Source organism: Caballeronia sp. SL2Y3, from assembly GCF_022879575.1.
In the GTDB taxonomy this organism is placed as follows: domain Bacteria; phylum Pseudomonadota; class Gammaproteobacteria; order Burkholderiales; family Burkholderiaceae; genus Caballeronia.
Genome location: NZ_CP084260.1, coordinates 1,410,919 through 1,423,140, shown reverse-complemented (window position 1 = coordinate 1,423,140; position 12,222 = coordinate 1,410,919). Strand labels below are relative to the sequence as shown.

The 12,222-nt window shown below is 64.7% G+C and carries 12 protein-coding genes and 1 pseudogene; 6 read left to right on the top strand and 7 right to left on the bottom strand.

All coding sequences use genetic code 11. The annotated features are described in order from the left end of the window. Positions 1-76 precede the first annotated feature (76 nt). On the bottom strand, positions 77-835 hold the full coding sequence (locus LDZ26_RS06725) for an SDR family NAD(P)-dependent oxidoreductase (RefSeq protein ID WP_244846334.1): 759 nt from the start codon (positions 833-835) through the stop codon (positions 77-79). 205 nt (positions 836-1,040) lie between these two features. Here LDZ26_RS06725 and LDZ26_RS06720 point away from each other — a divergent pair, with 205 nt between their 5' ends. Beyond that, on the top strand, positions 1,041-1,451 hold the full coding sequence (locus LDZ26_RS06720; RefSeq protein ID WP_244846331.1) for a hypothetical protein: 411 nt from the start codon (positions 1,041-1,043) through the stop codon (positions 1,449-1,451). Between the two features lie 180 nt (positions 1,452-1,631). Here the strand turns inward: LDZ26_RS06720 and LDZ26_RS06715 are convergent, their stop codons facing one another. Next, positions 1,632-2,675, bottom strand: coding sequence for a DUF2235 domain-containing protein (locus LDZ26_RS06715; RefSeq protein WP_244846329.1), 1,044 nt, complete (start codon positions 2,673-2,675; stop codon positions 1,632-1,634). A gap of 558 nt (positions 2,676-3,233) precedes the next feature. Here LDZ26_RS06715 and LDZ26_RS06710 point away from each other — a divergent pair. After that, positions 3,234-4,325, top strand: a complete 1,092-nt coding sequence (locus LDZ26_RS06710; protein ID WP_244848791.1) for a hypothetical protein — start codon at positions 3,234-3,236, stop codon at positions 4,323-4,325. Positions 4,326-4,332: 7 nt separating this feature from the next. Beyond that, positions 4,333-4,607: pseudogene (locus LDZ26_RS06705) on the top strand (porin); the annotation flags it as partial. Positions 4,608-5,475: 868 nt separating this feature from the next. Here LDZ26_RS06705 and LDZ26_RS06700 read toward each other — a convergent pair. The 3 genes from LDZ26_RS06700 to LDZ26_RS06690 all read right to left on the bottom strand — a co-directional run bounded on the left by LDZ26_RS06700 (position 5,476) and on the right by LDZ26_RS06690 (position 8,426). Beyond that, entirely contained in the window at positions 5,476-6,165 is a 690-nt protein-coding gene (locus LDZ26_RS06700) for a bifunctional 2-polyprenyl-6-hydroxyphenol methylase/3-demethylubiquinol 3-O-methyltransferase UbiG (protein WP_244848789.1), read from the bottom strand. Between the two features lie 196 nt (positions 6,166-6,361). After that, the gene (locus LDZ26_RS06695) at positions 6,362-7,009 is read right to left on the bottom strand and encodes a hypothetical protein (protein WP_244848787.1); all 648 of its coding nucleotides are present in this window, start codon (positions 7,007-7,009) and stop codon (positions 6,362-6,364) included. A gap of 22 nt (positions 7,010-7,031) precedes the next feature. After that, positions 7,032-8,426 (bottom strand): selenium-binding family protein, encoded by a 1,395-nt coding sequence (locus tag LDZ26_RS06690; protein WP_244848785.1) that lies wholly within the window; start codon positions 8,424-8,426, stop codon positions 7,032-7,034. Positions 8,427-8,578: 152 nt separating this feature from the next. Here LDZ26_RS06690 and LDZ26_RS06685 point away from each other — a divergent pair, with 152 nt between their 5' ends. Together LDZ26_RS06685 and LDZ26_RS06680 are read left to right on the top strand one after the other, a co-directional pair. Next, a complete protein-coding gene (locus LDZ26_RS06685) occupies positions 8,579-9,406 on the top strand; it encodes a DMT family transporter (RefSeq protein WP_244848779.1) in 828 nt (275 codons plus the stop codon). 72 nt (positions 9,407-9,478) lie between these two features. After that, on the top strand, positions 9,479-9,637 hold the full coding sequence (locus LDZ26_RS06680) for a hypothetical protein (protein WP_175940360.1): 159 nt from the start codon (positions 9,479-9,481) through the stop codon (positions 9,635-9,637). 33 nt (positions 9,638-9,670) lie between these two features. Here the strand turns inward: LDZ26_RS06680 and LDZ26_RS06675 are convergent, their stop codons facing one another. Further along, on the bottom strand, positions 9,671-9,988 hold the full coding sequence (locus tag LDZ26_RS06675) for a hypothetical protein (protein WP_244848770.1): 318 nt from the start codon (positions 9,986-9,988) through the stop codon (positions 9,671-9,673). Positions 9,989-10,154: 166 nt separating this feature from the next. Here LDZ26_RS06675 and LDZ26_RS06670 point away from each other — a divergent pair, with 166 nt between their 5' ends. Next, complete coding sequence (locus LDZ26_RS06670) at positions 10,155-11,066, top strand: recombination-associated protein RdgC (protein WP_244848768.1); 912 nt, start codon at positions 10,155-10,157, stop codon at positions 11,064-11,066. A 27-nt stretch (positions 11,067-11,093) separates the two neighbouring features. Here the strand turns inward: LDZ26_RS06670 and LDZ26_RS06665 are convergent, their stop codons facing one another. Further along, positions 11,094-12,152 carry a diguanylate cyclase domain-containing protein gene (locus tag LDZ26_RS06665; protein ID WP_370650670.1) on the bottom strand — a complete coding sequence of 353 codons (1,059 nt, stop codon included), beginning with the start codon at positions 12,150-12,152 and terminating at the stop codon, positions 11,094-11,096. Positions 12,153-12,222 lie beyond the last annotated feature (70 nt).

The following is a 12,222-nucleotide window of genomic DNA, read 5'->3' as shown; positions in this document are numbered from 1 at the left end:
CGCACCTGCTTCACAGCGAACCGGACGCCTCGGCGTCCGGTTTTTTTTTCGCCTTCACTCGCGCGACCGCGTCTTATCAGATGAACATCCCGCCCGACACCTCGACGCGCTGCGCCGTCATCCAGCGGTTGCCGTCGGAGAGCATCGCGGCGATCGCGCCGCCTATGTCGTCCGGCAGCCCCACGCGCCCGAGCGCCGTGTTCTGCGCGACGAATTCGTTCACTTCCTGATCGTCGCGCACGACGCCGCCGCCGAAATCCGTTTCGATCGCGCCGGGGGCGATGGCGTTGACCGTGATGCCGTGCGGCCCCAACTCCTTCGCGAGATAGCGCGTGAGCACTTCGACGCCGCCTTTCATCGCCGCATACGCCGCGTAGCCCGGCAGCGCGAAGCGCGTCAGTCCGCTCGATACGTTCACGATGCTGCCTTCCTCGTGCAGGAACGGCAGCAGCGCCTGCGTCAGGAAGAAAGGCCCCTTCAGGTGAATGTTCACGAGCTGGTCGAACTGCTCGGGCGTGGTGTCGGCGAAAGGCGCATGTATGCCGATTCCCGCGTTGTTCACGAGAAAATCGAAGTTCGTCCGATCGAACGATTGTTCGAGCGCCTTGCATACTTCATCCGCGAAGGCGCCGAAGGTTTCGCTTCGGGAGACGTCGAGCTGCAACATCGCGCACTTGCAGCCGAATTCCTCGATCTCGCCGGCCACGGCCTCGGCCGCGGCGGCGTCGCTGTGCCACGTCCCGATGATGCCCACGCCCTGCTGCGCGAGCTTCAGTGCCGCGCTGCGCCCGAGCCCGCGGCCCGCTCCCGTGATGACTGCGACTTTCGCGCTCATGGTTCCGTCCACTGGCTGCTCCTTTGGGTTTGTCCCGCGTGTTGCGTTCCGCGAGTGGTACTTCGCGCATTGCATCGCGGTGACTACAGCACTTTAGGACGACGCGGCCCGCAATGGAAACGTTGCGCGATGTTCTTCGGGGCACCGCATCGGGCGCGTGGCTTGCTTCGAAAAGACGACCGTAAGCATCCGAGGAGAAACAGCGATGACAGCGCAAACGAATTCGAATGCAAAAGACCAGACCGGCTCGACGTCGGGCTCGGGCGACCCGGTCGGACTAGAGCGGCCTTTTCGCCTGTTCGCCGTGGAGCAGCGCGTGCTGGCGCAGAACGTCGATGGCAAGGTCATCGACATCGGCGCGATGGAGTCGAAGGGCGGGGAATACTGCGCGCGCCTGGACGTGGACGACATCACGGTCGAGCCGAAGCGCAGCCCCGAGCTTGCGCTGAAGGCGCTGGTCGACAAGCTGACCTTCGACTATCTCGACGGCCTTTTCACGAGCGAAGGCGAAGCCGAGGTGGCGGGCCGCCTGCAGGATTTCCCGAGCGTCGAGTTCGAACTGGAAGAGCCGCTGCCGCGAGACATGGTGGATCGAACGCCGCCGCATCTCTTCTGAGAGAGCACTCGTTGTTGCGACCGGTGCGCGGAAGACGCACTCAAAATACTGGATGGTCGGCGTTGGTTCACAAAGCCAAGATCGACCGGCTCTTGAGCGTGTCCGGCGACGCGCGGCTCTTCGAGCAGACGTCCTTCAGCGGCATATTCTTCTGTGTGAATTTTTGCATGCAGAACGCCCTCACGTTCCGACCGGGAGCGCGCGCAACTGGTCACGCAGAGAAGGGAATGCATCCAAAAAGCTGGACGCGCCGAGCCTGTTCGCAAGGCTGATGTCCACTGTCTCGTTGAGCGCGGCTCCAGCGACGCGCGGCTCTTTCTTGCACACGTCTTCGAGCAACGGGTTCATCTTCGTGAATTCTGTATACGAGTCGATCGGTTCGCACGAGTAAGCCTCTTTCGGAATCTCGATCGGCTTGTCGAATGTGAGGCCGTGCAATTGCCCCTTCTGCCGTAGCCATTCCGCCGGAATCAGCGGCAGTAGGTCGGCGGGATCGCGCGGCGGGCTTAAGTAGCCGCCGCCCACGTTCGCGTGCGCGCCGGCAAACCATCGCTGCTCGAGCGGCAGCGTCCCGCGGTCTTCGGTTCCCTTCGTCCAAAGCGTAGGCTTGTAGAGCGAGCGGAATTCGTTCGCGGCTATCGCGTGATACGCGGCGCGCGTGCTGTTGGCGAGCGTGGTGTCGTGGAAGTTGTAGTAGCTGGAGAAGCCCGGCACCGGCAGCCCGCCGATAGGAATGCCGAGTTCGCCGACGGTATCCCATACGCCGATGAACGCGACGTCCACTTCGCGCGAGAACTGCTTGCGGTACGCCCGCACAGAGTCGTCGGATGGCCCGACGCCCTGGTCGCGATAAATGCCGTACGCCTGATCGATGGACGCATCGCTCCAGTCGTTCGACAGACCGCATTTGCGGATGAGGCCGGCCAGGCTGCGTGCGGAGTAGGCGCCGCGCGAGAAGCCGAAGATATAGATCGATGCATCGGGTCTGTATCGCTGGCAGAGCCACGCGTAGCCGCTCTTGATGTTCGCGGAGAGGCCGTCGCCGAACGCGCCGCCGAGGAACTTGTTCGCCAGTGCGAAGAGCCCGTTGCCCTGTGTGCCGACGCCCGGCACGTACAGCGTCTCCTGATCGTCGGTCTCGGGCGCGAGCTTGTAGAGCAGGTAGGCGTTGGTGCGGTCGTTCGGCTCGTTCCAGGTGCCGTCGAAGAAAATGGCGAGTCTCATGGCGAGCGTCTCCTGAACGTAGCCTTTCAGCTAAGAAATAGGAGATGCCCGCGCCGCCCGCAAGGCCGCCTTTGCATGCAACATGCAGACGGCGCGGCGACGCTGTATTTTGGCGGATACGGGAGAGGCTTGCGATCGAGCATCGACGCACGCCTCCCGTCTTCCTGCGGAGGTGAATGATGAATACCAAACGCCTGACGGCTGTCGCCCTGATCACGGGCACGATGCTCGCGAGCGGGGCGGCGCATGCACGCGACGATGGCCCGCGTTTCGCGCAGGATCGTCTCGATGCACTCGTCGCTCATCATGCGCAGGCGAGTCGGCACATATCGCATGGGCGTGGAAAGCCAACGCCGCCCGAGCGCCGCGACGCGCCAAAAGACGCTTCCTGAACGTAGTTGCGTGGCTAGCTGGTCCCGTTGCTTCGCCCGATGCAACGGACGGGAAGGCTCGTGCCCGAGCGTCCAAGACTGAAAATGGTATGAGAATTGCTGTCGGCCCCGAGGCTCCGCGGCCACCGCGCCGACGATCCTTCTCGCTGACCTCACTCAAGGCCATATGAACCGGACGACATCGACCAGCAAATCAACGAAAGCCCTATCCATCGCACTGCTCAGCGCGACATTCCTCGCGGCGGGCTGCTCGGGCATCGGCCCCACGCGGCTGAAGGCCGATCAGGTCGACTACGCCCGCGCCCTCGGCGACGCGCAAAAGCGCGAGATCCTAGCCGCGATCGTCGGGCTCCGCTTCGCCGATGCGCCATCGTTTCTCACGGTAAGCAGCATCATCGCCGCCTACACATTCGATGCAACGGGCGGCGCAATTTTGAATGCAGGTTCCGGCGCACAGCCGAATTACGCGCAAGCGTCGGGCAGCGTCTCGTATTCGAACCACCCGACGTTCACCTTCACTCCGACTACCGGCGATGCGTACGCCAGCGCGTATATTCGCCCGTTGTCACCGACGCTCGTGCTGCCGCTCGCGGAAAGCGGGATTCCGGTCGACTTGTTGCTGCGCATCACCGCCCAATCCGTCGCGGGGCTGCAAAACGGCAACGCGCTCGGCGGCCCCAACGCGTCGGGCGCGCCGGAGTTTTTCCTGTTGATTCAGGCGCTGCGCCGTCTGCAACTCGCCGGCGAGCTGAACGTGGAAACGCGCGATCAGGATCACCAGCCGCGCATCTTCATGACGCTAGGCGCGACGCGCAGCGGCGCGAACAAGCAGACCGTCGACGACCTCGCGCTCGTGCGCAGGCTTCTGCACCTCTCACCCAAGATGAAGACCTACGAGATCGTGTACGGACAGTCGGCGGATCGCGATCGCATTCCGATGGTCACGCGCTCGGTGCTCGGCATCCTCACCGATCTCGGCGCGCAAATCCCGGTGCCCGATTCGCAGGTCGGCAGCGGGGCGACGAAGCCGACAATCGGGCTGATCGGCGGCGAAACGCGTCCGACGATCGTCGTGAAAGTCGGCGAGAAAGCGCCGCCGGACGCCTACGTGAGCGTGCTTTACGACAAGTCGAACTACTGGATCGACCGCGCCGACTTCGACTCGAAGTACGCATTCACCGTGGTGCAGAACCTCATGGCTCTCGGCGAGGTGACGGATACGGCGAAGGCGCCGGTCGTCACGATTCCGGCCAACTGACGCGCGGACGGCTCCTGCAATCGACATCGCGCGCGGCGCAGGCCAGTACGTGTTCGGTCCGTTCACGGTCGGCGCGTCGTACAGCTTCGCGCAGTACAAGAACGACGCCAGCTCGCTGTTCCAGCAGCAAGAGAAGTTCAACGTCGGCAACGGCTACGTGGACTTCCAGCTGACGCCGGCCACGCTGCTGGGCCTCGGCTACACGTACACGCAAGCAAGCCCGACACGTCGGCTAACTATCACCAGGTCAGCCTAGGCGCCGACTACTCGCTGTCGAAGCGCATTTTGCATGCAGCGTGATGCATGTAGAATGCCAGCCGCAATCTGTCCGCATGTGCATAGGCTGACTCCCGCGTTCAGCCGCAGCAACGCGCGGCTCGATGCGTTGCTTTCCGAAAGGCGCCGCTAACCTTGAAGCGGACGCGGGCGGGAACACTCCGCGACGCGGTTTGCCCGCTCACCTGAACCTCGCCTTGCGCACCTGGCATGTGTCATGCAGCGTCTCGCGTGCAGAATGCCGGCGGCAGCCTGTCCGCATACGCATATGCATACGCATTCGCATACGCTGACGCTCGCGCTGAGCCGCAGCGATGCGTGTTGCCTGCGTACCTTGACCTGGCCCGCGCGCCCTGCATTCTGCATGCGGCGTGTTGCGTGCACAATGCCCGCCGCAACCTGTCCGCATACGCATACGCTCCCGTTCAGCCGCAGCGACGCGCGGCTCGATGCGTTGCTTTCCGGAAGGCGCCGCTATTCTGGAAGCGGACGCGAGCGCAAAGTGCCGCGACGCGCGTTGCCCGCTGACCTTAACCTCGCCCGCGCCCGCGCCCTCGCATCTCGCATGCGGCGTGTTGTATGCAGAATGCCGCCGCCTGTCCTCGCGCGTGTGACGCCGCCGTTCCCCGACCGGCGACCCGTGCCTGCACGCGTCGCTTTCTGAACGGAGCCGTCAGCAGCAACGCGCACGCGGGCAGAAAAATGCTCGTCGGTGCCGGTTCCTCGCAGACCTGAACCTCCGAAACGCGCGCGGCAACGCGTGACATCGCAGAGAATTACTGCGCCCGATCTGCGCGGCTGCCTTCCTCAGGCGCACACCCTTTTCGAAAGCCCGGTCGGCCGCCGAACGAACGCACCCCGCAATCAACAAGCCCTAACCCCGCCCACGCCCCCTGCAAACCATAAAGTACTGCGAACTAACCCACCAAGGCGCATGCCGCACCGGACTGGTATGCACCGCATCCACAACGAAGCGCTCGCTCACAAGCTCGCGAAGCTCGCGAAAGTCGAAGCCCTTGTGCGTCGTGCGCGGGTTCGCCGGCCGGCTCACGCGCATGCCGATCATCGCCTTGAGCAATTCCGCGGGCGTGTATTCCGACTTCAGTGTGCGGCTGCGAATCATCCAGTTCGACACCTTCGGCGCAATCGCGAGGCCATACATGATCGGCACTGAAATGACGAGCGCGCCGTCCGTCTTCAGAATGCGCGCGGCGTCATCGAGCAGCGCGTCCACTTCGCGCGGATAGAGATGCTCGCAGACCTCGAATGCCGTCAACACGTCCACGCTTTGCGATGCAACCGTGTCCAGCGACTCCGCGTACTTCACTTCGGCGAAGGCGGGCGCCATGAACTTGTCATGGCCGATCAACGTGATGTCCCGCCGCGACTCGCCGAGCGTATGCAGAAAAAGGCCCGGTCCCGCGCCGAAGTCCAGCACGGTTCCGCGTGCGGGGCATAGACCGGTGACGAGCTCGGTCGCCATGGTCATGCGCGTGCGATGCGCGAAGCGCGCGAGCGGATTGATCGAATTGACGGTTTGTTCTTCGTACGAGATTTCGCGCATGACAGAGTCCCCGTTGTTATCACTCTTATCGGACCGGCCGGGTCCGTATCCTGGCGCAGCACAGCGTTTTTTATTCGTCGTTTTCGGCGATATTGCCGGGACGCGCGGACTCGTGCAATCGGCGGCGGTAGGCGTTAGACGCCGAACTTCTGCCGCCGCCCGCCATCGCCCCGGGCAACGAAAAGCGGCATCCACGCTACACCCAGAGCCAGATGCCGCATGCGATCAGCGCCACACTCCAGAGCCAGTCGACGTTGACCCAGCCCGTGCGCAGAAACGCGAGGCCGGTACGCTCGTGCAGCGACATGGCGGCCAGCGCGATGACCGCGATCACAGCGAGCATCGCCACGGTATGCACGGACAGCGCGAGCGCGCCGGCTTCGAACGCAGTCGCCGACGATGCGCCCACCGCGCCCGCTGCACCCGCGCCTCCGCAGAACGGCAGCAGGGCGGGCACGAGCATGAGACCCGCGCCGTGCGCGCTGGACATGACGAACGACCATAGCGCGAGACCCGCAAGACCGGTCCGCATGCCCACTGTCGGCCGTCCGCGATGCCCGCGCCACGCACGCCACACGCCCCAGCCGATCAGACACACGCCCGAGCCGCGCGCAAGCGTCTGATGGCCGACCACCGAGCCGAGCGTCAGCACGCCCGCGAGCACCAGCGCCACCGATACCGCATGCCCGAGCGCAATCGGCACGAGCGACACCAGCACCACGCGCCTGCTATGCGCATAGAGACCGAGCGCGAGCGCGAAGAGCCAGCCCATCGCGGGATTGACGCCATGAAACGCGCCGAGGCCCGCCGCCGTGAGCCAGAGCGAAGGCGGAGCGGTACTCATGCGATGACGTCCGACGTGAGCATCACGGATAACAATAGGAGTCCGAAGAACAATCACCGCCTTGCAGCCGGATCTGATGCGGGCGATGTCCCTTGGGCCAGTCGATGAAGAACTTCTCGTCGATGGAAAGGCCGCCGTCCGGACCCGCGTCGAGCTTGACCATCCATCCGTCGATGCCTTGGGGGTAGAACTGCGCATCGACCGCGCCGTAGAGCGAGTTGGTGAAGTACACGCGTCGTCCGTCGCGGCTGACTTCGACCATCTGCGGGCCGCCGTTGAGCGAACCGTTCTTCGCGTCCGCATGCGTCGCGCGCGCGACCACGCCGCCGATGCGGACCTTGCCCGTGAGTCTCGGCGCGAAGGGATCGGAGACATCGTATTGCAGCATGTCGCCCGTGCCCCAGCATGACACGTAGAGAAAGCGGTCATCCATCGAAAGGTCGATGTCCGACACGAGCGGCGGCACCGCGCCGAAGCCCTGCAAGAGCGGGGGTAGCACCGACGCATCGGCGGGCTCGGCCGGAATGTCGATCACTTTCTTCACGGCCCATGTGTCCTTGTCGCGATACCACGTCCAGATCGACGAAGAGAGGTCCTTCAGGCTGATGACGCAATTGACGAAGCCATACGCCTTGGTCGGATCGTGGGCGGGCCGCAGTTCGAAGACGAGTTGATACTCGTCGCCGAAGTCGATCTCCTGAACATGCTTTCGCTTCGTGAAGTCCCAGAAATGCAGCTTGCGCCCGTATTTCGCGCCGAGCAGCAGTTCGGGCACGAGTCCCTCTTCGAAGGTGTCCGGCGTGCCCCATTCGCTCGTGACCATCGTGTCGTAGCCGAGATGCCACCAGCCGTCGTAGGCCAGTTGCTGCGGTCCGCGATCCACTTCCCAGCGGCCCAGCGGATCGAAGCTCTGTTGATCGAGCATGAGCACGCCGCCAGGCGCCTTGCCTTCGGCGTTGCCGAGCGCGGTGACATAGATGCCGCCCGGTCCGCAATGAACCGTGTGCGGACGCGTATAGCCCGTTTTCTCGGCGAGTTCTTCAGGCTCGATGGTCTTCACGATGACCGGATTCTTCGGGTCAGGCTTCGTATCGACGATATGAATCCGCGACGAACGCAGTCCCGGCACGACGAGATAGCGCCGCTCCATATGCGGATGCGGCGCGTTCGGGCACAGACACGAAGAGCATGCGTTCCAGCCGAAGTGATGCAGTTCGTCGCCCGCGTCGGGCATCGCCAGTTCGCCGACGATCTGCGCATAGCTCGATGAGTCCGGGTCCACATCGACGACGGCGAGCTTGTCCGGACTCTTGCGCTCGGGATCGAACGTCGCGACGTAAGCGAGCGTTTCGCGGGGCGCCTTCGCGGCAAGACGCGGGGAAGGGTAGAAGCTCGGGTCGGGTTTCCATGTCGCCATGTCGTGTCTCCCTCATGCGGTCATCTGCACTATAGGACATGGTTTGAGCGCGTGCGGCGGCTCGCATATAAGGGATTGCGCAATACAAAGCTGTCGCGCCGCGATCCCGTCTGCCTTAGACTGGGGACTTCTCAAAGAGGACGGTTCGACGGATGTTCAGCTACGTAGGCGGCTGCGTGCTCTTCGCCGCACTTTTACACGCGACCTGGAACGCGATGCTGCACGGCAACGCGGACCGCTTCCTCTCCATGACGTGGATGAGCGTCTGCATCGGCATCGTGTCCGTCGTGGCGATTCCGTTTCTGCCGCTGCCCGCGAGCGGCGCGTGGCCGTGCATCGTGGCGTCGGGGCTCGTGCATATCGGCTACAACATGGCGCTCGTACGCGCCTATCAGGGTGGGGACCTCGGCGCGACGTATCCCATCGCGCGCGGCTCCTCGCCGATGCTCGTCGCACTCGGCGCGGCATTCTTCGCGCGCGAGCATCCGGGCGCGCTCCCCGTGGCGGGCATCGTGCTGGTATCGGCGGGCATCGTGTGGCTGGCGTTGCAGCGCGGCAATGTGTCGGGAAAGGGCGCGTTGGCCGCGTTCGTCACGGGCGCGACCATCGCCGTGTACACCGTGATCGACGGCATCGGCGTGCGGGCTTCGGGCCACGCGCTCTCGTACACGGCGTGGATGTTCGCGTTCTATTTGCTGATGCTGCCGCTTTTCATCGCGCTGCGAGGGCGGCATGCGTTGCGCGCGCCCGCCGCCGTCGTGGCGCAAAACGTGGCGGGTGGGCTCGTATCGGTGGCCGCATACGGCATCGTCATCTGGGCGATGCAGTTCGGCGCGATGGGCGCGGTCTCCGCTCTGCGCGAGACGAGCGTCGTGTTCGCGGCGCTGATCGGGCGCATCTTTCTCGGCGAGCAATTGACGGCGCAGCGCCTGCTGGCGTGTTGCGTGATCGCGGCGGGCGCGGTGTGCATCGGCGCGTGAGATTCGCGTGTTCCGCGGCGGCGCAAGCACCTACAATGAAAGCGTTGCCCCTCGAGCCCGAAGGAGGTTGCGATGACCGAGCCGATGATCAGCTTGATGGTGGGAGTCGTCGTGGTGCTATGCGCCATCGTGATTCTCGTCATGCATCACAAGCATCCGAACATTCATCCGCCAAAAGCGCGCTGGCTGGACACGCATCCGCCGCGAGACTGGACGCATCGCAGGCACTGAACGAGCGTGCGGACGCAAACGGCGCTGGTTCTATCAACGCCGCGGGCCTTTCATCGCTTCGGCTTCCATTGCCGCGTGCCATTCCTCGCTGCTTTCGATCGGGTCCATGACATCGTCGATGAAAGCCGAAGCCCGTTCGGCCACCGCGCGCGCGTCATCGTCCGCGACTTCATCCATCGCGCTTTCTTCGTTGGGCGGCTCCAGCATGTCGCGCAGCATCGCGCGCAATTCGGGCGTCTTCCACGGCTCGCCGCGCTGCTTTTTCTTCTTGATGTAGTGCCTGACTTCGGCGTCCTGCTCGGGCGTGAGGGGTAGCCCGCGGAACGTGCGGCTCGCGTCTAGATCGATCATTCCAGCCTCCTCGCCCGATGCACGCGTGCGACCGGGCGCCCTCAGTGTAGTCCCGTTTCTGCCGATGGATGCGCCGCATCGAATCGCATGAAGCCGGCGGCTCGCGCCACGCCGCATGCGTCGTATAGAATGGCCCGCTTTTCCGAACAACATCGAAAGCGCCGCCATGTGGTTCAAGAATCTTCAGCTTCACCGTCTTCCCGTTCACTGGACCGTCACGCCCGATCAGATGCAGCAGTGGCTCGCGCCGCTTGCATTCAGCGATGCATCGAGCATCGAAAACGAGCGGCGCGGCTGGGTCTCGCCGCGCGGCGACGATGCGCTCGTCTACACCGTGAATCGCCAGATGCTGCTCACGTACCGCGCCGAGAAAAAGCTCTTGCCCGCGTCGGTGGTCACGCAGTTCACGAAGGAACGCGCGCTGGAACTCGAAGAGCAGCAGGGCTTCAAGCCGGGCCGCAAGCAGATGCGGGAACTGAAGGAGCAGGTGACCGATGAACTGCTGCCGCGCGCGTTCAGCATTCGCCGCGATACGCGCGTGTGGATCGATCCGGTGCACGGCTGGCTCGCCATCGACGCGGCATCGGCCACGCTCGCCGACGACATCATCGGCTTGCTGGTGAAGTCGGTCACGGACTTGCCGCTCGCGAGCGTGCGGGTCGCGCGCTCGGCCGTGTCGGCGATGACCGAATGGCTGCTGACGGGCGACGCGCCCGCGGGCTTCACGCTCGATCGCGATACGGAACTGCGTTCGGCGGGCGAGGGCAACGCGACCGTGCGCTACGTCGGTCACGCGCTGGAGGCGGAGGACATGCGCCGCCATATCGAAGCGGGCAAGCAGTGTATGCGTCTTGCGATGACCTGGGACGACCGCGTGTCGTTCGTGCTCACGCCGTCGCTCACGCTCAAGCGCGTGAGCCCGCTCGACGTCATCAAGGAAGCAGCCGATCCCACCGCCGCGAACGACGACGAACGCTTCGAATCGGATTTCCTGCTGATGACGGGCGAACTCGCGCGCCTTTTTGCGGCGCTGACCGAAGCGCTCGGCGGCGAAGAAGACCTGCGCGCGGCGGCCTGACGCGGCCACTCGCGCGGCAAAGCGCAGTTATGAGGCCGCCGACGCGAACGCGTAGCCGTTCTTGCCGTTGCGCTTGACGGCGTACATGGTTTCGTCGGCGGCGGCGACGAGCCGCCAGTAATCGGTCACGCGATCCGGAAAGCTCGCTATGCCGATGCTCGCGCGCACGAGCGACAAGCCCATGCGCGTGTCCGTTTCCGCGACGCAATGGATGATGCGTTGCGCAATGGCCGCCAGTTCCAGATCGCTCGAAAACTCCCTGACCAATACCGCGAATTCGTCGCCGCCGATGCGCGCGACGATATCGCTGTTGCGCACGGTCTGCCGAAAGCGCCGCGACACCGCGATCAGGAATTCATCGCCGATGCGGTGGCCGTGCGTGTCGTTGACGCGCTTGAAGCCGTCGAGGTCGATGTACAGCACGGCGATGCGCTTCGCTTGCGAGCCGTCGGCGAGCGCCTCCGCCGATTCCTCCAGCGCAGCGAAGAGCTTGCGGCGATTGGGCAGGTCGGTCATCGCGTCGTGCAGCGACGCATGCTCGAATTCGCTGGAGATGCCGACAAGCTGCCGATTGCGTTTTGCATACATGCCGAGCGCCGTGATGAGCACGCCGAACACGACCGCCGATAACGCAATCAACGTGTGCGAGGCGCTCACGATGCGCCCCCGCACGTCGCTGCTCGCGCGATCGCGTTGATCGCGCCAGTAGGCGTCGGCGGAATCGAGCGCGGCGCTCGCCCGGTTGAAGTCCGCTGCCGCCGATAGCGCGGATGGCGGCAACGCCGGCGCGGGCGTCGGACTCGACGTGATGAGCGCGTGCAGGCTCGTGAGCCGCGCGGCCCACTCGATGCGGGCCTCGCGGTATGCGGCGCGATGTTGCGGGTCGGTGGCGGATGCGTCCTTCAGCGCGATCGCGGAAGCGCGCGCCGCGTCCGCGCGGTCGACGGCCTGAAGCACGAGCCCGACGTATTCCTGCTGAAGCTGCGCGGAAAAAATCCCGCGCACCTGATACGCGAGAAAGAGCAGGCCGACGAGAAGACACAGCAACGCGGCGGCGGCCATCGGCGCGGGGCCGGGCATGCGCAGCCGCCCGGCCTGCTTGCGGGCCTCGTCGAGCGCGCGTGCGGCGCGTGCCGCGAGCGCATGCGTCGCGCCG

Excerpts from the sequence above, each read along its gene's own strand:
- LDZ26_RS06720 (WP_244846331.1), top strand. The coding sequence starts at position 1,041 with ATGACAGCGCAAACGAATTCGAATGCAAAAGACCAGACCGGCTCGACG.
- LDZ26_RS06670 (WP_244848768.1), top strand. The coding sequence starts at position 10,155 with ATGTGGTTCAAGAATCTTCAGCTTCACCGTCTTCCCGTTCACTGGACC.
- LDZ26_RS06690 (WP_244848785.1), bottom strand. The coding sequence starts at position 8,426 with ATGGCGACATGGAAACCCGACCCGAGCTTCTACCCTTCCCCGCGTCTT.
- LDZ26_RS06715 (WP_244846329.1), bottom strand. The coding sequence starts at position 2,675 with ATGAGACTCGCCATTTTCTTCGACGGCACCTGGAACGAGCCGAACGAC.
- LDZ26_RS06680 (WP_175940360.1), top strand. The coding sequence starts at position 9,479 with ATGACCGAGCCGATGATCAGCTTGATGGTGGGAGTCGTCGTGGTGCTA.
- LDZ26_RS06685 (WP_244848779.1), top strand. The coding sequence starts at position 8,579 with ATGTTCAGCTACGTAGGCGGCTGCGTGCTCTTCGCCGCACTTTTACAC.
- LDZ26_RS06695 (WP_244848787.1), bottom strand. The coding sequence starts at position 7,009 with ATGAGTACCGCTCCGCCTTCGCTCTGGCTCACGGCGGCGGGCCTCGGC.
- LDZ26_RS06675 (WP_244848770.1), bottom strand. The coding sequence starts at position 9,988 with ATGATCGATCTAGACGCGAGCCGCACGTTCCGCGGGCTACCCCTCACG.
- LDZ26_RS06710 (WP_244848791.1), top strand. The coding sequence starts at position 3,234 with ATGAACCGGACGACATCGACCAGCAAATCAACGAAAGCCCTATCCATC.
- LDZ26_RS06725 (WP_244846334.1), bottom strand. The coding sequence starts at position 835 with ATGAGCGCGAAAGTCGCAGTCATCACGGGAGCGGGCCGCGGGCTCGGG.
- LDZ26_RS06700 (WP_244848789.1), bottom strand. The coding sequence starts at position 6,165 with ATGCGCGAAATCTCGTACGAAGAACAAACCGTCAATTCGATCAATCCG.